The 22,173-nt window shown below is 39.7% G+C and carries 19 protein-coding genes; 4 read left to right on the top strand and 15 right to left on the bottom strand.

From position 1 onward, the window contains the following. Positions 1-2: 2 nt before the first annotated feature. The 6 genes from BM073_RS02795 to BM073_RS02820 all read right to left on the bottom strand — a co-directional run bounded on the left by BM073_RS02795 (position 3) and on the right by BM073_RS02820 (position 6,903). A complete protein-coding gene (locus BM073_RS02795) occupies positions 3-1,145 on the bottom strand; it encodes a pyridoxal phosphate-dependent aminotransferase (protein WP_091650042.1) in 1,143 nt (380 codons plus the stop codon). Continuing rightward, complete coding sequence (locus tag BM073_RS02800) at positions 1,145-1,966, bottom strand: prephenate dehydratase (RefSeq protein WP_091650045.1); 822 nt, start codon at positions 1,964-1,966, stop codon at positions 1,145-1,147. The genes BM073_RS02795 and BM073_RS02800 overlap by 1 nt, the downstream gene beginning before the upstream one ends. Next, complete coding sequence (locus BM073_RS02805; RefSeq protein WP_091650047.1) at positions 1,956-3,185, bottom strand: 3-phosphoshikimate 1-carboxyvinyltransferase; 1,230 nt, start codon at positions 3,183-3,185, stop codon at positions 1,956-1,958. Before BM073_RS02805 ends, BM073_RS02800 begins: the two co-directional genes overlap by 11 nt. Positions 3,186-3,210: 25 nt before the next feature. Beyond that, positions 3,211-4,245 carry a 3-dehydroquinate synthase gene (aroB, locus tag BM073_RS02810; protein ID WP_091650050.1) on the bottom strand — a complete coding sequence of 345 codons (1,035 nt, stop codon included), beginning with the start codon at positions 4,243-4,245 and terminating at the stop codon, positions 3,211-3,213. A gap of 89 nt (positions 4,246-4,334) precedes the next feature. Then, entirely contained in the window at positions 4,335-5,432 is a 1,098-nt protein-coding gene (locus BM073_RS02815) for a chorismate mutase (protein ID WP_091650053.1), read from the bottom strand. A gap of 391 nt (positions 5,433-5,823) precedes the next feature. Further along, a complete protein-coding gene (locus tag BM073_RS02820) occupies positions 5,824-6,903 on the bottom strand; it encodes a bifunctional 3-deoxy-7-phosphoheptulonate synthase/chorismate mutase type II (RefSeq protein ID WP_091650056.1) in 1,080 nt (359 codons plus the stop codon). 157 nt (positions 6,904-7,060) lie between these two features. Here BM073_RS02820 and BM073_RS02825 point away from each other — a divergent pair, with 157 nt between their 5' ends. Next, on the top strand, positions 7,061-8,236 hold the full coding sequence (locus tag BM073_RS02825; RefSeq protein WP_091650059.1) for a proline dehydrogenase family protein: 1,176 nt from the start codon (positions 7,061-7,063) through the stop codon (positions 8,234-8,236). Positions 8,237-8,323: 87 nt separating this feature from the next. Continuing rightward, a complete protein-coding gene (gene lysS / locus BM073_RS02830) occupies positions 8,324-10,030 on the top strand; it encodes a lysine--tRNA ligase (protein WP_091650062.1) in 1,707 nt (568 codons plus the stop codon). A gap of 222 nt (positions 10,031-10,252) precedes the next feature. Here lysS and BM073_RS02835 read toward each other — a convergent pair whose 3' ends face one another. Beyond that, on the bottom strand, positions 10,253-11,014 hold the full coding sequence (locus BM073_RS02835) for a DUF4197 domain-containing protein (RefSeq protein WP_245756360.1): 762 nt from the start codon (positions 11,012-11,014) through the stop codon (positions 10,253-10,255). Between the two features lie 193 nt (positions 11,015-11,207). On the opposite strand from BM073_RS02835, the gene BM073_RS02840 reads away from it, so the two are divergent. Further along, a complete protein-coding gene (locus BM073_RS02840) occupies positions 11,208-12,422 on the top strand; it encodes an arginine deiminase (protein ID WP_091650065.1) in 1,215 nt (404 codons plus the stop codon). 205 nt (positions 12,423-12,627) lie between these two features. Here BM073_RS02840 and BM073_RS02845 read toward each other — a convergent pair whose 3' ends face one another. The 8 genes from BM073_RS02845 to BM073_RS02880 all read right to left on the bottom strand — a co-directional run bounded on the left by BM073_RS02845 (position 12,628) and on the right by BM073_RS02880 (position 20,724). Next, positions 12,628-13,695, bottom strand: coding sequence for a branched-chain amino acid aminotransferase (locus tag BM073_RS02845; protein WP_091650067.1), 1,068 nt, complete (start codon positions 13,693-13,695; stop codon positions 12,628-12,630). A gap of 71 nt (positions 13,696-13,766) precedes the next feature. Then, on the bottom strand, positions 13,767-14,315 hold the full coding sequence (locus BM073_RS02850) for a cob(I)yrinic acid a,c-diamide adenosyltransferase (protein WP_091650070.1): 549 nt from the start codon (positions 14,313-14,315) through the stop codon (positions 13,767-13,769). 59 nt (positions 14,316-14,374) lie between these two features. After that, complete coding sequence (locus BM073_RS02855; RefSeq protein WP_091650073.1) at positions 14,375-15,091, bottom strand: ABC transporter ATP-binding protein; 717 nt, start codon at positions 15,089-15,091, stop codon at positions 14,375-14,377. Between the two features lie 71 nt (positions 15,092-15,162). Further along, entirely contained in the window at positions 15,163-17,952 is a 2,790-nt protein-coding gene (locus tag BM073_RS02860) for a tetratricopeptide repeat protein (RefSeq protein ID WP_091650075.1), read from the bottom strand. Next, positions 17,952-18,239 carry an Asp-tRNA(Asn)/Glu-tRNA(Gln) amidotransferase subunit GatC gene (gatC, locus tag BM073_RS02865; RefSeq protein ID WP_091650078.1) on the bottom strand — a complete coding sequence of 96 codons (288 nt, stop codon included), beginning with the start codon at positions 18,237-18,239 and terminating at the stop codon, positions 17,952-17,954. The genes BM073_RS02860 and gatC overlap by 1 nt, the downstream gene beginning before the upstream one ends. Then, the gene (locus BM073_RS02870; protein ID WP_091650079.1) at positions 18,229-18,975 is read right to left on the bottom strand and encodes a lysophospholipid acyltransferase family protein; all 747 of its coding nucleotides are present in this window, start codon (positions 18,973-18,975) and stop codon (positions 18,229-18,231) included. Before BM073_RS02870 ends, gatC begins: the two co-directional genes overlap by 11 nt. Further along, the gene (locus tag BM073_RS02875; RefSeq protein WP_091650082.1) at positions 18,968-19,345 is read right to left on the bottom strand and encodes a globin domain-containing protein; all 378 of its coding nucleotides are present in this window, start codon (positions 19,343-19,345) and stop codon (positions 18,968-18,970) included. The genes BM073_RS02870 and BM073_RS02875 overlap by 8 nt, the downstream gene beginning before the upstream one ends. Before the next feature lie 26 nt (positions 19,346-19,371). After that, a complete protein-coding gene (locus tag BM073_RS02880) occupies positions 19,372-20,724 on the bottom strand; it encodes an NfeD family protein (protein ID WP_091650085.1) in 1,353 nt (450 codons plus the stop codon). A gap of 220 nt (positions 20,725-20,944) precedes the next feature. On the opposite strand from BM073_RS02880, the gene BM073_RS02885 reads away from it, so the two are divergent. Further along, the gene (locus BM073_RS02885) at positions 20,945-22,090 is read left to right on the top strand and encodes a DPBB and LysM peptidoglycan-binding domain-containing protein (RefSeq protein WP_091650087.1); all 1,146 of its coding nucleotides are present in this window, start codon (positions 20,945-20,947) and stop codon (positions 22,088-22,090) included. Positions 22,091-22,173 lie beyond the last annotated feature (83 nt).

Below are 22,173 nucleotides of genomic sequence, written 5' to 3' on the forward strand. Positions count from 1 at the left end.
TTTTAAGGTTTGATTCGTTTGATTGCCTCTAAAATTTTGAACTCTGGCATACAGAGGGAAATTCTCACGTAATTTTCTCCTCCTGAACCAAAGATTTTTCCTGGCGTGATAAAGATATTTTTCTCGTATAATAGATAATCGACCAATTCATCTGCTGATTTTCCTTCAGGAATTTTGCACCAGACAAAGAGTCCACCGTTAGACTTGGAATAAGATAAATCCAGTAGGTCTGCCAGCTTCCAAACCAGCTTACGTCGGTTTGTGTATAGCTCATTTAAATCCTGAAACCAATTTTTTCCCAACCTAAGCGCTGCAATGGCACCTTTTTGAATTCCTAAAAACATCCCGGAGTCCATGTTGGATTTGACTTTCATGACGGCTTTGACCCATTCTTCTTTTCCGCAAAGCATGCCTACCCTCCATCCCGGCATATTGAAAGTTTTACTCAGAGAGTTAAGCTCCATCGCTACTTCTTTGGCGCCTGATACCTCCAATAAGCTGATTGGCTGAGGGTTCAAAATGTGCGAATAGGGATTATCGTTGATCAGGATCAGCTGATTTTGCTTTGCAAAGGCAATTAATTTCTCAAACAGTTCCAGACTTCCCAAGGCTCCGGTTGGCATTTGAGGATAATTCACCCACATCAACTTGACTTTGCTACAGTCAAGAGAGTTCAATTGATCCCAATTTGGATTTCCTGACTCATCCAACTCATAAAATATGGGTTCAGCTTCCAACAATTGGGTAACACTCCGGTAAGTGGGATATCCTGGATTTGGAATAAGCACTTGATCCCCAGGATTTAAGAAAGTCATGCTGATATGCATAATACCTTCCTTTGAACCCATCAAAGGAAGAATTTCAGTCTGTGGATTTAACCTTACACGAAACTCTCGTTGATAAAATTCAGCCATGGCCACCCTAAGCTCAGGGATTCCCTGATAAGCTTGATATCCATGAGATTGCGAATTTTCTGCTGTATGGTTTAGGGCTTGAATTACTTCTTTGGCTGGAGCCAGATCAGGACTTCCTATGCCCAAATTGATAATGGGTTTCCCATCTGAAATCATTTGATTGACTTCTTTGAGCTTGGCGGAAAAATAGTATTCCTGTACCTCCTCTATGCGCTTTGCAAATCCCTTCATTATTTTCTGCTCCTGTATTCTCCAAAAATTTTAACATCCCCAAAATCCCTTTGGATAAGATTCATCGCATCCCGATAATTTTCATAATTCGTAAAAACTGCATCAATGAAAAAGGAATATTCCCAAGGTTTTTCAATGACAGGAATAGATTGAATTTTACTTAAGTCCAAACCTTTATAAGCCAGCATACTGAGTAATTGGGCGAGGCCCCCTTGCTCATTTTTGATGGTTACTTTGAAAGAGGCTTTGTTCGATCCTTCATCTGAAGGATTGATCTTATTTGCCAATAAAATAAAGCGGGTGAAATTGCTTTTAACAGTTTGTATATCTCTTGCAAGTATTTCCAATCCGTAGATTTCTGCTGCTATTTCCGAAGCGATTGCGGCTAGGCCCTCACTTTGCTCCTGGCTAATTCTTTTGGCTACCGTTGCTGTATCTATATCATCTACTTGCTTCATATTTGGATGTTGGGCAAGAAATGTTTTACACTGCAATAAAGCCATTGGGTGGGAGCGAACCTCCTTAATCTTTTCAATTTGCTGACCAGGCAAGGCCATCAATTGATGAGAAATAGGCAAGTAAAATTCGTCAGTTATAAATAGCTCATACCGATCGAGGAGATCGTAATTAGGTAAAATAGCTCCAGCTATGGAATTCTCTATAGCCATCACTCCAAAATCAGCTTCTCCCTGAGAAATGGATTTTGCCACTGCTTCAAAAGTATTGAAGGGAAGAATTTCAGCTTCATCTCCATAAGCCTTTAAGGCCACCTGATGATGGAATGAACCAGGGATTCCCTGAATGGCAATTTTAAGACTCATGGTTTGAAAGATCTATTCCGGCAAGCTGGCAGTGCTTCCAGAAACTAGGATAGCTTTTATTCACCACATCCGGATCCTCGATTAGTACTTGAGTTTTTGTCAAAAGAGGCATAAATGCCATCGCCATTCTATGATCATCATAGGTGTGAATTTTTACCTCATGTGGCATAGTAACAGATGGGATCACCTGAAATACTTCTGGCTCAATTTCCTTAAGTTCAGCATTAAACTTCGCTAATTCTTGCTGTAAAGCATAAATTCTGTCAGTCTCCTTTATACGAAGACTTTCCAATCCCGTGAATTTTGAATTTTGGCCAATGATTGCGCAGGTAACAGCTACAGTTTGAGCCAAATCTGGGCAATGTGTAAAGTCAAACTCTTCCAATCCCTCCACAGGGATTTTTTCCAACAAAACACCATCCTTTTGGAAGCTGCTTTTCACGCCGAGTTTGGACATGATTTCCACAACTTTAGAATCTCCCTGAAGGCTATTTTCTTTCAACCCTTTCAAAAAAAGTTGTCCAGAATCTGCACAGGCTAATAGGCTAAACCAATAACTTGCCCCAGACCAATCGCTCTCCACCATGAATTGAGTTGGCTGATAGGCTTGGTTTTCAACTTTAATGGTATTTTTTTCCCAGGTATAGTTGATCCCGAACTTGGCCATCAATTCCAAAGTCATTTCGATATAGGTGCGGCTTCCCACTTTTCCTTCCAACTCAATTTCCAGTCCTTTAGGTAATATAGGAGCAATCATCAACATGGCGGAAATGTACTGACTGGACACATCTCCTCGAATTTTTACCGCAGATTTTGTCTGCTCTGAAAGTCCATGAACCGCCAAAGGAGGATAACCTTCCACGTTCATGTAATGAATTTCAGCCCCAATTTCCCTCAAAGCGTCAACCAAAATTCCGATAGGTCTTTGACACATTCTGGCCGTTCCTGTCATTACTTTATTTTGATTGGTGACAGCAGCATAAGCTGTTAGAAATCGCATGGTAGTACCTGCATCCAACACATCATAAACAGGAGGATTGGTTTGAAGCAGGCGAATCATAGTCTGCGTATCTCTCGCTTCTGCAAGGTTTTCTATAGTGTTTTGACCTTCAGTCAAAGCATCTATGATCAAAACCCGATTAGATTCGCTTTTAGAGGAAGGAAGAGGGATAGTGGTGGGAGTAAAAGCTGATTTCTGATTCAGTTTTAGTAGCTCCATAGTGTCAGTTGGCAAGGTAAATAGGTTATAGGTTTTGATAATAGGTTAGGGCAGCTGCTATTTCGCTTTTGTTCACGGGAACGTTAAAGGTGCAGCTTCCAATTTTTTCCAGTAAGGAAAATAAAATCTCCTTTCCTTCATTTTTTTTGTCTTGGAGACAAAGGTTCAATACGGGTTCAAAATCTGATTTATTGAGTCTGATTTTTCCATATACCTCCAAAAGATTCTGGGTGATTTGCTCAAGATCGGCAGAAGACATTTGACATTTTTCGACGGACAACCAAGCTTCGCAAATCATTCCTGCGGCTATAGCTTCTCCATGCAATAAGTGGTTTGAACCATCCAGGAAATGTGTTTCTAAGGCATGTCCTATGGTATGCCCAAAATTGAGGATCTTCCTTAAGCCAGCTTCTTTGGGGTCTTCTTGCACAACCGATTTTTTAATTTCCACAGAATGTGAAATCAGACTCTTCCAGTCATTTTCTTTCCAATTTTGAAAATCTAAATTTTCAAAATATTCTTTATCCCGAATAAGTCCATGCTTGATGATTTCTGCAAAGCCTGACCTTAATTCGTTCGAAGGAAGTGTATTGAGAAATTGCGGGCAAATAAGAACAAGTTCAGGTTCATTGAAGACACCCAGATGATTTTTGAGACCTTCAAAGTCAACCCCTAATTTTCCTCCCACACTGGCATCTACCTGAGAAAGTAGGGTAGTAGGCAAATTGATAAATCGAATGCCCCTTTTGTAAATACTGGCGCAAAAACCACCCATATCTCCCAACACTCCTCCTCCCAAATTCAAGACAAGAGCCTTTCTATCCAAGCCCGCCTCGGTCATTTCTGTCCAAATTTCAGCGCAGGTTTCTAGGTTTTTATGCTTTTCTCCCGCAGGAAATGTGAAATGAAAATAAGATTCCGGCAAGACATCTTTAATCAGAGGAAAACAATATTCTTGGGTGTTTTCATCTGTAAGGATAAACAGGGAAGAAAATGTAAGGGAAGAAAGTGCCTCAGATAGACTTTTAGATGGCTGTTCCGCAATTATGATTGGATTCACAAAACTCAAGTTTAAAACCTAAAGGTACATCAAATTAAGAAAGGGAAGGGTAGATTCTTCCCTTTCTTTAAGGTGCTCAGCCGTATTTGTTATTTCTTGAGAGGCTCTGCTTCCCGAAGTTGTTTTTCCTGTCTCTTCACAGATTCTTCGTGGATACAATAAAGCAGTTCTTTCATGAATTTTTCGCTCAACTGCTTAGCCACTCCTTTTTGAGTTCTGCTTTCCATTACTTCTTTCCATCTGTTAGATTGGAATACTGTCAAGTGATGCTCTCTTTTATGCGTACCAATCTGATCAATCACAGCAAATCTTTCTTGTAAAATATCTAATAGCTGGTCATCTAAATGATCTACTGCTCTTCTCAAATCCTGCAACCTTTCGTCAGGCTTCATATTTTCCAAAGGCTCTTTGAAGTCAATTGATTGAATCATCTGCTTCAAAGCTTTTGGCGTTACTTGCTGCTTGGCATCAGACCAGGCTTTGTCAGGGTCATGATGAGTTTCTATCATCAGTCCATCCAAACCAAAGTTCATAGCTCTTTGAGCAACTTCAAGAAGTCCATCTCTTCTTCCGACAATGTGGGAGGGATCATTGATTACTTCCATTCCTTGCCAAACGCGCTTAAGGTGGATAGGCATTGACCAATTAGGCTTGTTTCTGAAGCGCTTATCATAAGCATCAGAGAAACCTCTGTGAATTGCGGCTAATTTGTCAATACCCACTGCATGCATTCTTTCCAAAGCACCCATCCATAGGTCTAGATCAGGATTCATTGGGTTTTTGACCATGACAGGAACGTCCGAGCCTCTCAATGCTTCAGCAATCTCCTGAACCGCGAATGGATTAACTGTGGTACGAGCTCCAATCCACAATACATCTACTTTATGCTTCAGTGCCAGTTCAGCATGTGCAGCATTTCCAACTTCCACTGTAATAGGAATATTGAGGTGATGTCGGACGATCTCCATCCATTTTAATCCTTCTTCCCCGACTCCTTCGAATGATCCCGGTCTTGTTCTAGGCTTCCAGATTCCTGCTCTAAATAATTGAGGAACAGTGTTTTCTTCTTTCATCTCCTTACAGATCTGTTCGATTTGCTCTGGAGTTTCTGCAGAACAAGGTCCTGCGATGATCAAAGGGGAGCTTAGTCCCAATCCCCAATCTTTGATTTGCTTGTGTGGTTTCATACGGCTTGAGCGTTTAAATGAAAAAAGCCCGACTCTTTCGAATCGGGCTTTTGTGATATTTATTTTCTTTTAGTTTTTGGCTAGACAATACACAGCTCCGATTCGATTTTTCATTCGAAAGTAAAAGTAAAAGAAAGTAAAATAGATCGCTGCTGTGATTAACATGCTGTAAATGTAAGCGGAGGAATTTTAATTGCAAAATATTTTTTTCACCAATTGATTATCAAATATGTAAAGTGAAGGGCTCTTCTTTGCATTTATTTCAAATGAGATGAAAATATAGAATGGATTCAGAATAATTAATTGCTAATGAATATTCTAACGGAATTATATATTGAAAAATAATTTTTCAACAAATAAAAGAATACTTCCTTTCATTATGTCACTTGCTTCAATTGTTTGATTCTATTTTATCCAAAATTTCTGTTTGGGTCCGAATAGACTCTTGATGCAGAATTCCGAAAATCTCCTGAATCAATTCTGGGTTCAATCCTAAGGATTCTCCCCACTTAGGTCGGCTATCGAAAATCTCTTTCCAACGCTCCATCTGCAATACGGCTACGTTATTGAGTTTTTTGTATTCACCTATTTTTTCTACCAATTGCATTCTTCTGTGCAAAGCTTCTAATAGGTCATGATCTGCTTGATCAATCTGACTTCTTATTTCTGCCAATTGATTGAGCATTTCTGCAGCTTCAAATTTCACCTTTCTGGTTTTCAGCTGAGAAAGCATGAATTCCAGATTTTTAGGAGTTAATTGTTGGGCAGCGTCGGACCAAGCTTGATCTGGATTACAATGGGACTCAATGATCAAGCCATCAAAATTTAAATCAAGAGCCTTCTGAGCAATGATGGGAACTAGGTCTCTCTTTCCTGAGATATGACTTGGATCATTGATCATCATCAAATCAGGGAAATGAGTTCTGAATTCAATTGGGATCTGCCAAAGAGGGGAGTTACGGTGAATTTGATCCCTAAAATTTGAAAAACCTCTATGTATTACTGCCAGATCTTGAATCCCAATTTTTTGGAATCGCTCTACCGCTCCAATCCAAAGGCTTAAATCTGGATTGACAGGATTTTTAATCATCACCGGAATATTAACTCCTTTGAGACTTTCGGCTATTTCCTGAACGGTAAATGGATTAACTGTGGATCTTGCTCCAACCCAGAGTATATCAATTTCATGAGCCAGAGCTTCCTCAACATGTTGGGCAGAGGCAACCTCTATCGCAAATTTGACTGGGTATTTATTTTTGATTTCCTGGATCCAAGGAAGGGCAATGGATCCTAAGCCCTCGAAACTCCCTGGTCTTGTCCTTGGTTTCCATACACCTCCGCGTATTAAGTTGATGCCTTGAGATACCAATTCCTGAACAGTATTATCCAGTTGTTCGGGGGTTTCTATGCTGCATGGACCTGCAATAATTAAGGGCTTTGAATGGGAATTTTTATTGAAAAGGGTTTCCAAAGTATTCGGGTTTTTGTTCTTTAAAACTCAAGTAGGGTCGACTAGGTTTAATTTCCTGATTTTTTGATTTTTTCAGTATCAGATTCCGCCCAAATATCCCAACAAATCATCTGCTGAAGAGGTTTTTTTAATATCTTTGCACCTTTATTTGAGCAATATGCCAGTAAAACCCAAAATTTCTTTCGAGAATCTAGAAGTAGCCTTCGCTTCCAAGAGCGATGCTGAATTGCGTAAAATGTATTTGATTTTCGCAACCCTCAATAATAATCTGATCTCCGATCTGGGTATTGGATTAGCAAATTTGGCCTTTAAACTCAAACTTCCGGTCAAAGGTATCATGAAAAAGACCATGTTTGGTCATTTTTGTGGAGGAGAAACTATCAAGGAGTCCATTCAAGCTTGTAAAAAGTTGGCGGAATACGGGGTAGAGTCTATTCTCGATCTTTCGGTAGAGGGAAAAGGAGATGAAGCCAGCTTTGATAAAACTACGGAGGAGATTTATCAGACTTTGGTCGAATCAGCCAAAACCGCTTACATGCCTTTCGGTGTATTTAAGGTAACCGGACTGGGAGATTATCATATCATGATCAAAATCCAGGATGGGGAAAAGTTAAGTAAAGAAGAGCAAGCTGCTTTTGATAGGATGAAAGCTAGGGTGGATAAACTTTGCAAAGCTGCTCATGACTTGGGATTAAGGATTCTTGTGGATGCAGAAGAATCTTGGTTCCAAAACGTTATAGATGATTTGGCCTATGAGGCCATGGAAAAATACAATCAGGACCGTTGTGTAGTCTATAACACCTATCAAATGTATAGGCATGACTCTTTGTCAAGATTGCAAAAAGCTCATTTGGTAGCTCAAGAAAAAGGCTATTTGTTGGGCGCCAAACCTGTAAGAGGTGCCTATATGGAAAAGGAGCGGGAAAGGGCAGAGGAGATGGGTTATCCTGATCCGATTCAACCTAATAAGGCAGCCACTGACAGGGATTATGATGCAGCCATCGCTTATTGTGTTGAGAACGGGATTTATCTGGTTTGTGCTACCCATAATGAAAAAAGTAGCCTTCAACTGATAGATTTGATGAACCTCAATGGGATAGACCCTAAGTCAGACCGAGTTTTCTTCTCTCAACTTTATGGGATGAGTGATAATATTTCCTTTAATCTGGCTAACTCGGGATATAGGGTGGTAAAATATGTTCCTTACGGCCCTGTAGAAAAAGTGATGCCATATCTAACCAGAAGAGCAGCAGAAAACAGTTCCATAGCTGGACAAAGCAGCAGGGAGTTTGAGCTGGTGAAAAGGGAAATGAAAAGAAGAAAGAGGAATTAAAAGTGTGAAGTTTGAAAGCTGAAACCAGAAGGCTGAAAAAGAATAGTCAAGGAATAAAATAAAAATTAGAACTCTCAAATCTATACCATGCAACTTTTGAGTGAACAGGAAATCGAACGAAGAAAAGACAGGGAAGAGCTGATGCAATTAGGGATAAACCCTTACCCAGCTGAAGCTTTCTCAATCAATGTCACTTCAGAGGATATTCATAAAAATTACGAAAATCATAAAACCGACTACAAAGATATCTCAATTGCTGGTCGATTGATGACCAAGAGAATCATGGGCTCAGCTTCATTTGCTGAGATTCAGGATTCTACTGGAAGGTTACAGATTTATGTAAGAAGGGATGATATCTGTCCGGGAGAGGATAAAACACTTTACAATAGTGTATTCAAAAAGCTATTGGGTATAGGAGATTTTATAGGAGTTAAGGGATATATTTTTACTACTCAAACTGGAGAGATTTCCCTTCATGTCACTGAATTGAAGGTTCTTTCTAAATCCGTTAAGCCATTACCTGTAGTTAAAAGAGACGAAGAAGGGAATGTCTACGACGGATTTACAGATCCTGAAATGCGCTATAGACAACGCTATGTTGATTTGACTGTCAATCCAGAAGTGAAGCAAACTTTCATCACCAGATCCAAAATTATTTCTACCATGCGTAGATATTTTGATGATCACGGATGGTTGGAGGTAGAAACTCCTATTCTTCAGGCTGTTCATGGTGGTGCTGCTGCAAGACCTTTCCAGACTCATCATAATACGCTGGACATGCCTCTGTTTTTGAGAATTGCCAATGAACTTTATTTAAAGAGGTTGATTGTTGGTGGCTTTGATGGAGTTTATGAGTTTGGGAAAATGTTCCGTAATGAAGGAATGGACCGAACTCACAATCCGGAGTTTACATCAATGGAAATCTATGTAGCCTACAAGGATTACATCTGGATGATGGAAATGGTGGAAGATCTTCTTGAAAAAGTTACCCTAGCGATTCACGGAGATACCAAAGTCAAAGTAGGAGAGAAGGAAATTGATTTTGCAGGTCCATACCGTCGTTTGACAATGTACGATTCGATTAAGGAATATGCTGGTATCGACGTGAGTAAAATGGGAGAAGAAGAACTCCGAAAAGTTTGTACTGAGCTAGGCATTGAAGTAGATGATTCTATGGGCAAGGGCAAGCTGATTGATGAGATTTTCGGAGAAAAAGTTGAGGAACACTTAGTTCAGCCAACTTATATCACTGACTACCCAATTGAAATGACTCCGTTGGCGAAAAAGCACAGAACTGAACCGGGCTTGGTGGAGCGATTTGAATTGTTCGTGAATGGAAAAGAAATAGCTAACGCCTACACGGAATTAAATGATCCAATTGATCAGCGAGAGAGATTTGAAGACCAGTTGAAACTAGCCGAAAGAGGAGATGATGAGGCAATGGCCATGGATGAGGATTTCTTGAGATCTTTGGAATATGGAATGCCACCTACTTCAGGATTGGGTATTGGAATCGATAGATTGACCATGTTGCTGACTAATAAGACTACGATTCAGGAAGTTTTATTCTTCCCTCAAATGAGACCTGAGAAAAAGCAGGTAGAAATGACTGAGGAAGAAAAGATGATTTTTGAATTAGTAAAGGGAAATCAGCCAGCCTTATTGCCTGAAATCAAGGGTATGACTGAATTGAGTAATAAAAAATGGGATGTTGCTATGAAAGGCTTAAGCAAAAAAGGAGTGGTATCTGTTCGAAAAGAAGGGGAAAACCTTTTTATTGATTTGGCAGAGTAGTTCTCTTTATTATTGAACCTGATTATCCGCAATCATGCCAGTTGCCTTATTTTCCTTGCTTGACAGGTTGGAAGACCGATGACCGAAGACGGAAGCTTCTGGATTCTGATCCTTTCAGCAGACAATAAGCCATATTTTTGTCAATTCAGGTAAGAAGGCGGATATCCATATTATTGAATAAATAAAAGACCCCGGTCAATTTCTGATTGCCGGGGTCTTTGTTTATAATCCTGTATTATCTTTTTTACGTGCTTCTTTTTCCCTCTCGGCGTAGCTAAAAACTTTAAGAAGTAGAGGACTGGTTCTCTCAGTTACTAATTCTCGGATTTTGTATTCTTCTTTGGCGATTTCTACAAATAAGCCATCTATAGCTTTCTGGGTAACATAAGCAGTCAAGTCGGTATTAACAGGTTTTACTAAAGGAATCTTGTTGTACTGAGTCATCACATCAGACCAATAGTTGGTAGCGTTCACTTTTTGTAGGCTGCTATTAATTATAGGTGAAAATTTCTTAGTAAGCTCCTGACTGGTGGTTCGCGCGAAATACTGAGTTGCCGCATCATTTTCTCCCAATAAGATTCCCCGGACATCCTGCAAGGTCATCTGCTTAATAGCCGCGGTAAAAATGGGTTTAGCTTCCTTAGCTGCTTCCTCTGCGGCTTTGTTCAAGCTTTCAATAGCTTGATCGCAAACTGAGCCCAAGCCGATTGATCGAAGTGTTTTTTCAACATTTTTGGCCTCTTCAGGAAATAGAATCTTCACATCAGGATTTTTAAAATACCCGTCAACGGCAGATAATCGCTCTGTACTAACTCCGGTTCCTTTTTCCAAAGCCTCTTTCAGCCCCGTTGCAATTTCAGAATTATTCGGTGTACCTAAGGTTTGTTGGATTACCTTGTTTATCTGAGCTGTGGATTGACAAGAACTGAAGATTAGTAATCCTAAAAAAAACAGTAAATTTCTATATGGTCGACTCATGGTCATGGGATGATGGTTGATTGTATGATTGAAAGAACGGAAAAAACGCCAAAAAGATTTTAAAAGCAAGCCATATCAAGGGGATTTTAAGTTTTACGATAAAATCAGGAAGTCTTAAAATTTTGATAATTTTTTATTAAAATTGATGATATCATTGATAAATTTTAATAAAGTGAGTCATTTAATGAAATATTGATAAATGAATTTAAGATTAAACTCGGAGTTTGGAACTCTCAGGGCAGTGTTGATGCATAGGCCGGGAAAGGAAATTGATAGGCTAACTCCCTATAACAAAGACTTTTTACTATTTGAAGATGTTCCTTACTTAGAGGCATTGCAAAAAGAACATGACGTTTTTTCCAATTTAATTAAAGAATCAACCGGAGCTACGGTTTACCAACTCAGAGAATTGTTAATCCGCGTATTATATGACGGGGAGATATTGCTGAGATTGATGAGGGAATCTCTCAGACGATCCAACATGGTTCATTTGGCTGAGGATATTTTGGAGCGATATTCTACAGCTGAATGTGCAGGGATTTTGACAGCAGGCTTAAAAGTGCATGAATTGAAAAGAAAAATCCCAAACTTGAATCAGGGAGAACTTTTGGATTATGCTTTTGTGATAACTCCTTGTCCTAATTTGTATTTTCAAAGAGATCCTATGGCACTCACTCCGGGCGGGATTATTTTTTCTTCCATGAAAATGGAAGGTAGACAGAGAGAAGCAAATTTGTTAAGGACCGTTTTTGAAAATCACCCGGAGTTCAAAGACCACGTCAATAAATTATACCCCATCAATGGTCATGATAATCCTCCAAGTATTGAAGGGGGAGATGTCATAGTCTTATCCCATGAGGCAGTAGCTATAGGGAACTCTGAGCGGACCGATGAAAAGGCAATTTACCATGCAGCCAAAGCTCTTCTGGCAGAGGGATCTGTGAAAAGGGTTTATGAGGTTCACTTGCCTGAAAAGCGAAATTATATGCATTTGGACACAGTTTTCACCGTTTTAGATGAAAACCTGGTGCTGACATATCCTGATGCTATGAATGCTGTCCTTCAAACATCTCTTTACACTTTAAAGGAGGTGCAGGATGATAAGGTGCATATCAAACGCGAAGTTCTGAAGGAGTCACTGTTAACGGTTTTGGAAAGGGAAATTCCTCATTTAGAGGTTTTGGCAACTGCAGATGGAAATCCAGACTATTCTATGCGTGAGCAATGGTTTGATGGAGCTAATGTTTTTGCTATTGGACCAAGAAGAGTGATATCCTATAATAGGAACATTCACACCAACAGAGCCTTAAGAAATATGGGAGTGGAGGTATTGGAAATTCCTTCCTCAGAATTATCCCGAGGTTTGGGAGGTCCGAGATGTATGACTATGCCACTTAGCCGAGCTAGGGTGTAGGGATAAAAAAGTGACTATTAATTTATGTGACCTTTAGCGGCTAGTGACCTGTAGTCGGGATCAGAATAATTGGGGACTGCCTTCGACTCCGCTCAGGCTGACAACAGAACCCGAAGTTGGGAGGTCCGAGATGTATGACTATGCGACTGAGCCGAGCAAGAGTATAGGAATAAAAAAGGCCAGTTAAGTTAACTGGCCTTTATTTTTATAATTTAATGATCCAATTGTGTGGATCTTTTTGGCTTCCATATTTAATGCCATCCAATGCGGCTAAAACTTTGTGTGAAAAAGCATCTGCTGGTTTTTCTGGCAAGACATAATCTTTTCCATCAATATGGATTTTGGCAATATGAGCAATAGTCGCCGCAGTTCCCGTTCCAAATGCTTCTTCCAAAGTTCCATTTTCCAAAGCTTCTTTCAACTCAGAAACGCTTAAAAATCGTTCTTCGATTGGCTGATTCCAGTCATTTGCCAATTGAACTACTGAATTTCTTGTAATTCCCTTCAGGATTGTACCCGTGTGAAGTGGAGCTGTAATGAGCGTTCCGTTTATTTTAAACATTACATTCATCGTACCACTTTCTTCAATATTACTATGGCTTTTACCATCTGTCCAGAGTAGTTGATCGTAGCCAGCTTTTTGTGCCTGTAAGGCCGGATATAATGAAGCAGCATAGTTTCCAGCTGTTTTTGCAGCTCCCGTTCCTCCTTCAGTTGCTCTCGTAAACTTGGTTTCTACTTTTACAGAAACAGGCTTAGAGTAATAATTTCCTACTGGGCAGGTGAAAATGATGAATTTATAGGTGTCAGATGGTTTTACACCAATGTAGTCATCTGTAGCAAACATGAATGGTCGGATATAAAGGGAGGCTCCTTTGGCAGTCGGAACCCAGTCTCTATCCAAATCCAAAAGCTGAAGCATACCCTCCATAAAGACCTCTTCAGGCAAGGATGGCATGCACATCCTTTCAGCCGATTCATTCATTCTTTTCCAGTTAGCATCCGCTCGGAAAATCAAAATTTCACCTTCTTCATTTTTATATGCTTTCATTCCTTCAAAAATGGACTGTCCATAATGAAGAGCGGCATTGGAAGGGTTGAGCTGTAATGGTGCATAAGGTTCAATTCTCAAGTCAGTCCACTCTCCATTTTTATAATCTGCCACAAACATGTGATCAGAGATGGTTTTTCCAAAAACCAAATTGGAAAAATCAGTTTGCGCTAATCTGGAAGATGCTGTCTTGTGTACCGGTATGGCTAGCGAGGTTTTCATGCTAAATCGGATTCAGGCCAAAAGCCTTTGTTGAAATTTTATTTTACTACGGGCAAAATTTACCCAGTTTTTTAAACTCTAGGTTTCCAAGTTACTTCCTCTACTTCTAGTTCTTGGGCCATTTTTCTTCCCAAAACAAAGAAGTAGTCCGAAAGTCTATTCAAATATTGGATCACCATTTCATTCACTTGTTCGTAGGAAGCGAGCTCAACTGTCAATCTTTCAGCTCTTCTACACACCGTCCTTGCTAAGTGGCAAAATGAAACAGATTGGTGTCCACCTGGTAAGATAAATGCTGTAAGAGGAGCCAAATTAGCTTCCATACTATCCATTTGATGCTCTAGCATTTGGATATCTTCAGCATGCAAGTCTGGCTTTTTTACTTTATCCTTTCCCGGAACAGTGGCTAAATCAGCTCCAATTGTAAAGAGTCTATCCTGAATTTCTTTCAGAATATCAGTTCTGGAATTATTTACTTCCTGATCTCTGAGAAGTCCCACATAAGAGTTGAGTTCGTCAATGGTTCCATAAGCATCGATTCTTAAATCTGATTTTGGTACTCTGACTCCTCCCAACAATGAGGTAATTCCTTGATCTCCGGTTTTGGTATAAATTTTCATGAATAGCCCTTCAATTCTCCGACAAAAATAAGAATCTATTTGATAATACTTTGTTTGATTTAAGCGTGAACGCCTACCCCTCGGGTTGGATTTGGGTTCACTGTATCACTTTCTACCAAGCCGTCTCTTAATCTGACAATTCGGTGCGCATAGTGGGCAATATCATCTTCGTGAGTTACCATGATGATGGTATTTCCTTTTGAGTGTAGCTCATGAAAAAGCTCCATAATATCATAGGAAGTCTTAGAGTCTAGGTTTCCTGTTGGCTCATCTGCCAATATGATAGATGGATTGTTGACCAAAGCTCTTGCAATCGCAACTCTTTGTCTTTGTCCACCGGAAAGTTCATTTGGTCTGTGCTTGGTTCGATCACCAAGTCCCACATTACTCAAAGCCTGAAATGCCATTTCTTCTCTCTCGGCTCTGCTAAAACCTGCATAAACCAAGGGCAGGGCTACATTCTCCAGACAACTGGCTCTCGGAAGAAGGTTAAAAGTTTGGAATACGAAGCCTATTTCTTTATTTCTGATCTCCGCCAGCTCATTTTCAGTCATGTCACTGACATCCTTATTATTGAGAATGTATGTGCCTGAAGTAGGGGTATCAAGGCAACCGATGATATTCATCAAGGTAGATTTACCTGATCCTGAAGGACCCATAAAAGCTACATATTCCCCTCTATCCACTGTGATAGAAACGGATTTTAGGGCTTGAATAATTTCTGCCCCCATTTTGTAGGTTCGGTTGATATTATGGGTCTCAATAACTCTGCTCATGGTAAGTTGGGTTAGTGGTTTCAGCTGAATTTTAAAAATACAGCATTTCTGTCAAAATACGAGATTATCTTCTAATAGTTGGTTAATTGGAGTCTTTCTAAAGTGGCAGGATCTATCCATTGGGCCATTTCAACCAGGGCATCTGTTGCGTAATTGCTCAAACCTATTGCTCTTGCCAGTTGAACTTTTTTGATCCAGAGAATAGGGTCTCGGTTGAATTCAGTAGCCGCATTGATGATTTCATATTGAGCCAAAGGATCTGGATTGATTGCAACGGCAGACCAGATTAAGGGACTGAAATAGGGATTGCCTGTCAACTCATCTCCCAATTGAAGCCAATTGAGCAGGGCTTCTACAGACTCTTTATTTTTCAAATCCGGATTGGCCAAAAATTTACTCAGATCTTCCTGAATACCCTTTTTATCTTGAATATGCTTTCCTAATTCCCTCAAATCAGACACGTCGATTCCATGACTTTTAAAGGCTATCAATCGAATTGCGAAATCAGTTTTGAGTTCTGAATCAGGAAGAGTTTTCCATTCATCGTATAAAGTTTTTGGCAGACTTTCGTGGAATTTTTGAATTAACTCGAGGTAAAACAAGGCTGCTTCATCTGGCTGAGTTAGATAATCCGGCATTTGAAGACCATATTTTACTCGAATCAGTTCCGCATTTTCATAATATCCACCAAAGCTCAAAATACTCCAATGGTAAGACTGAAAAGCCTGAAATCCCTTTTCCTCTGCCGCCAGTAATTCTTTGGCAGCTTTTTTAAAGTCCATTTGCTGAGCTAAAATGCTGGTCGATAAATGGAGAAAATAGCCAGCATCTCCGGGATTTCTAAAAGCCAAGCCATTCAGGTTTTTGATCGCATCTGCTATTCTTCCGGCTCCAAGGCTTCTGATGACAGCCGTCTCCTGAAGTTGCATGATATAATCCTGCATTTCCTCTTGCTTCCACAAGCTGTCAAGCATTGCAATGTCGGACTCAATGTTGACATGGTTTTTTTGAGAAAAGATATTTCTCCAAGCAGCCTGTACCAAAAGGGGGGAATTTTCTTTTTCTATTTCTTTCTTTACTTCCGCTAGAAGTTTCTCTTCAGGATAGTTTCCCAGAGCGTTTTGTCTGGCTATTTCATTGATTTTTTCTGCCAATGAATTCAAGGCCTTGGACTCACCCTCAATTTGACCCATTTTGGCCTTCAAAGCCAATAGATTACTTTGGGAAACAGGGTGTGAGATTGAACTTGAATCCAATAATGCCAATGCCTCTTCAGCACGGTTTACCTTGGTGAGCAATAGTGCCAAATTATTCAGCAATAATTCATTTTCAGGGAAAAATCGAAGGCCTCGTTCTAAATAAAATATGGATTCAAAAATCTTATTTTCTCTATGAAGCCTGTCTGCCAGAAGGATAATATTGTCCACCTGAGGAGCTTCAGAAAAGCTTTCTTCCAAGTGTTGTTTAGCTAAAGTAGGCTGGTTTAATTGGAAAAGAAGCTGTGCTGTAGCATTCTTGGCTTTTGGGTTATTTCTATACCTGGACCAGGAGTTTTCATAAATAATACTAGCCTCTAATTTTTGACCTGATCCGTAATAATAATCACCCAAAATATTACTGCTCATGGCATTGGCTTGTACTCCAACTATTCCTTCTGAGTAAGCAGTGGCTACCAACATGGCAATCAAACCTCCAATTCTTAAATGATAATAAGGCAAGGAATGAGGCTTGAATAATACCTTTTCTGCAGCTTTTCCGGAATTCATTACCTCATAGAAATTGGTAAGAATATAGACCAAGAAAAATAGACTGAAACCGATTTGAGAGTAAGTGAAAATATGTTTGAGAAACTCTTCTGCGGGTTGATTTCCGGAGATTTTGAGTTTCCAGCTCAACCATAAAACCAGTCCAAAGCCAATCAGATACAGTCCTTTCAATGCCTTTTCAGACCCCACCAAATCCTGACCTGATTCAACTCTTTCTTTCAAAGTAAACCAGCCCAATATTCCTAATGGAAATAGAAGAAACAGGGGATTGAAGCTTGGCAGAAAATCCATAGGGAAGCCTGTGAAATCCATCAAAATATTTACCATTAATAGTAGGTAAATAGCTGTTATTAGAGTGATTTGAATGGATACTTTCAAGGATAAATTTCTTCCTGCTTTTAGCAGTAAAATATAAATGCCTGAAATCACTCCGTGTCCATTCCATAAGAGCCAAGCAATTGATAATAGTATAGCTGGCATGGTTAGATGTTCTGCTAGAAAAAGCTCTGGGCTGGAAATCGGACTCAAGGTTTCCAACGCATAGCCAGTGACCATCAAGCAAATTAAATTGAGAAGAAACCTGAACTCAAATCGAAGAGATTTCCCAGTAATATGAAAAAAAACAGGAATTACTAAGGTGCCAACTATGGCAATGATGAGGGGGTAGTTGCTACTTGGACTTCCAATATTCAATCCGTTCAGATTGGAAAAAGTGAGAATGGCAATCCAGGCTATTCCAAAAGCAAGAAAAAAGTACTTTTTCAATTCGCTGACTAATGTCAAAATCAGGGTAAGAATGAGCCCCATTAAAACACCAAAGAATAAAGACTCAGCAACAAAAATATTGGGGCCTAAATCTTTGAATTCCTGAAAAATCAGAAAATTATCTACCAATATAGGAAATGAAACGGGTCCAAATTGAGACCAATCAAAAGGGATAGAAATACTATCCAAAAAGTAACCGGCTTGGATATTTCTGTAAGGTATGGGATTGAAAAGAAAATAGAAGTAAGCAAAAAGCCCTCCCGTAATAATCAAAAGGAGGGCCGGGATAATTGCTTTTTTAGAAAGTAAGTTGGTGGAGTTTTGCAGCATTATTCTAAAACCTTTGGAACCCGGAAATAATCAGAATCTCTTTTTGGGGCATTTTTCAAACCTGCTTCGTGGTCTAAATGCTTACCTACCTGATCTTCCCGCATGTCATTGACTTCGGACGACATAGTGGTTAATGGCTCCACTGAATCTGTATCTAATTCATTGAGCTTTTCCACCCAGTCCAAAATCTGACTCATATCTTGTGACATTTTTTCAGCACTGCCTTCATCGAATTCTAGCCTTGCCAAATGCGCTATTTTTTTGATTGCTTCTTTGTCAATCTTCATGTGTGTCGTTACCTAAATTATCCCGATTGAGTTGAGCTTGAATCACTTCAAAACACTTCTCTTTCAGGCTGTCTTCTGTATCTTCTACTGTAGGAAGTAAAGCCTCATGTAAGACCATTTTTGCTCTTTTCAAGTTGAGCAAGAGCCCTTTTCCTTCAGGCAAAATTAGATGATTATAGGATAAAGTGACAGGAATGATGGGTATTTGTTTCTCAACAGCTAGCCGAAACGCCCCATTTTTGAAAGGAACCATTTGTGGTGGTTGGGTGGAATAGATTCCTCCTTCTGGAAAAAGAACAATACTGCTTCCATTATCCAGTGCTAAACCTGCCCTTCTCATAGTTTCAGCACGGCTTTTAAGTCTTGACCTGTCAACTGCGATATGGAGTTTTTTAAAATAGTAGCCGAAAAGAGGTGCTTTCCTAATTGAGGCTTTTCCCACAAACTTCACGTCACCCGGAATAAACCCCATCATGGCAATGTCCAGGTAAGAGAAGTGATTGGCTAAAAAAAGGTAAGGTTTGCCTTTTTCTAACTTGCATTTTTTCTCCATGTGAACGGGGAGAAAAATCAAGGTGAAATAAACTTTAGCCCAATAGCGGTTGATTTTTCTTCCAAATCTTTGCCATCCAGGAATCCAAATACAGATCATAAAGAAAGGGAATATTGCTAAAAAGCTTCCAATGAATAATAAGCCGGCATAGACTGAATAAATGATCCGTAGAAGTTTAATCATGATTGACCATATGATTTGCCACCTTGATAAAATAATTCATCATCAACTCTCTGACTTCCTGTTCCACCTGAATTTTATCCAAAGCTGTGAGCATGGCATTCATCCAGTGATTTCTCATTTTACCATCTATTTTCCACTGAAAATGTCTCATTCTAAGCCGAGGATGTCCCCGCTCTTCCGAATAGGTTTGAGGTCCACCAAATACCTGCATTAGAAATAAGAAAAGTCTCCTTTCTGCTGGAGCCAGATCTTTTTCTGGATAAAGTCTTCTCAACTCTTCGTTCCGGGACACTTCCTCATAAAAATAAGCGGTCAGTAGTTTTATTTTTTCTTCTCCGACTGCTTCATATATGCTTTGAAATGGGTTCATTTCGCAAACTTAACAAAAGCCAGGAATTAGGATTCCAGTTTTTTGACTTTCAAAGATGTTCCTTCTGTGGATATTACAATCACTTTTTCACCTTGGTCTATAAAATCTCCTCTGGAATAGGCATCATAAATCTCTCCGTCAATTTCTACCCTTCCGCTGGGCCTGAGTCTGGAATGTACTATACCTGATTTTCCCTTTAAATCATCTTTGTAAAAACTGGAAGTATACCCCTCTGTTCTCTGTTGGGTACTGGCCAAAGTAATGGTTTGAAATGCCTGCCATTTATTCACCTTGGGAGTGAGCCAAAAGATCAAACTCACAGCAGCAATTGCGGAAAGGATCACGGTGAGCAAGGCAGTGAATAATTGAGAGGCAGGTACAAATTCAAAGTCGAAATTCTGATTCGGAAGCATACCCAAGACCAAACCTGCAAGGATACAAGTTATCCCTAGAACCCCAAAAATTCCAAAACCTGGGATGACAAATAGCTCGATTGCCAATAAAATCACACCTGCCACAAATACAATTACTTCCCAGTTTTCAGCTAGTCCATTTAAATAATAAGGGATGAAATAGAGGATGGTAGCAACGATTGATGCTAGAAGTGGAAAGCCAACTCCGGGAGTTTGAAGTTCGAAATAGATTCCTCCTATAATAATTAAGATCAATATCCCACTGATTGCAGGATTTAGGAAAAAAGAAATGATTTGTTCTGTGTGTGAAACTTCATATTCAATAATCTCAGCGTCTTGAAGCCCCTGGGCCTCAAGAATAGCATTGATGGAGCGGTATTCTCCTTCACAAAAACCCAGCTTAATGGCTTCAGAAACGGAAAGTGTAATGACTGAACCTGCTTCGGATACACCTTCAATCTCCAATTTTTCGTCTACCATTCCTTCAGCAATTTTGGGGTCTCTTCCTTTTGCTTCGGCAGTACTTCTCATCATGGAGCGCATGTAGGACTGATACTTATCAGGTGCTGCAGCTCCATCTGCCCCATTGACCACAGTGGCGGCACCAATGCTTGCTCCTGGTGCCATGTAAATACTATCGGTAGCAATCGAAATCAAGGCTCCGGCGGAGGCTGCATCCTTATTGATAAAGGTGTAAATCGGAATTTCGGATTCCAAAAGCATGGTTCGAATATCATCTGCATCATTGACCGCACCTCCGTAGGTGTCCATTTCGATGATAATCAAATCTGCATTTTTTTCTTTTGCATCTTCCAAAGCCAGCTTCACTCTTCTATTCATTGCAGGATCAATATCTCTGTCAATTTTAAAAGTGAATATTTTCTTTATTTCAGCTTCCTGGGCATTAGTGCTTGAGAAGCTGCTAAAGAAAATTGACATTAAAAGGCAGTAGAATAATGTTTTCATGGTTAGTTAATCAGAAACAAAAGATACGCATGAATTTCCTTTAGGACTTATTTTTTGAAAGATATCAGGCTTTTTTTCTAAAATCCCTTGACTTTCAGTTGATTTAAGACGTTTGATCCATAACCTGGGATTCTTATTCGAGAAAATTAGTCTTTTAGCATAATTATTGATGTTTATGTAGATAGAATTTTAGTACAACCCATCAAAATCAGCTTTCTATATGCAAATTAATAAACGCACTTTCTACCTAGTTCCTGCACTTTTTATCTCCATTTCAACCTTCGCTATGACTGAAATGGACTCTGTAGGAATTGAAAGGGTGGGCGATAAAACCTTTATTATCCATAATGTTGAGCCTAAGGAGACTCTTTTCGGAATTTCAAGAAGATATCAAACCCCTGTAGGAGAAATTGTAGATGCAAATGCCTCTTTGAAATCGGGTTTAAAAATCGGACAGCAAATCAGAGTTCCCTATGTATCCAAAGAAACTGTTCCTTCAGGTGCAGCCTTGCATAAAGTAGTTCCAGGCGAAACGCTATTTGCGATTTCCAAAAAATATGATGTGACAGTTTCTGAGATCATGGAGTGGAATGGTTTAAAAGGAAATGATCTAAGTGTCGGCCAGGCATTGGTCATTCAAAAACCACAAGCAGCTCCTCAAAAGACGGTAGCTGAAGTGAAAGAAACTCCACCTGCACCTAACACTGCTAATGTACCTGCAAAAAAAGAAACTACTCCAAAGCCGGAGCCTAAGCTGAGTCCTGTAAAGCAAGAGGCTCCTGCAAGAAAGGAAGAAACAAGACCAATGACTGAGCCTAAAACCCAGCCAACAGGTCAGGTTTTGGTTCCTGGAGACTGGATTTCTCATGAAGTTAAAACCGGACAGACCTTGTTTTCAATTGCTGGGCAGTACAATGCAAAAGTGGAAGACATCATTAATTGGAATGGTTTGGTCTCAAATAATCTAACTGTCGGACAGGTGTTGAAAGTTGGGAGAGCAGAGCCCAAACAATCAGACGTGCCGATTGTAGGTGAGCCGAAGGTGGTAAGTAGCCCTGAAGAAATGCATGTTGTTCCGGATGGAGCGAGCTCAGGTGGGTTTAAGAATATTAGAGAAACCGGCCAAGCTGAACTGATAGAAGGTACAGGTGGTCATAAAAAATATTTGGTTCTTCACAGAACAGCGCCCGTAGGAACTATCATGCGAGTGAAAAATGAAGAAAATGACGTGACCATTTTTGCCAGAGTGGTGGGAACACTTCCTGAAACTGGAGATAACTCCAAATTGGTCATTAAACTTTCACAAGCTGCATTTGATCAACTCAAAGCTGTGAATGGAAGATTCCCTGTTGAGGTGATGTATTAAGAAGTTTTGATAAATTAATTGGAGCTCCGAATTATCGGAGCTTTTTTTTTAATTATCATAACTATCCGCTTTTCAGTAAGTTT

This window comes from Algoriphagus ornithinivorans (assembly GCF_900115305.1).
GTDB classification, from domain to species: domain Bacteria; phylum Bacteroidota; class Bacteroidia; order Cytophagales; family Cyclobacteriaceae; genus Algoriphagus; species Algoriphagus ornithinivorans.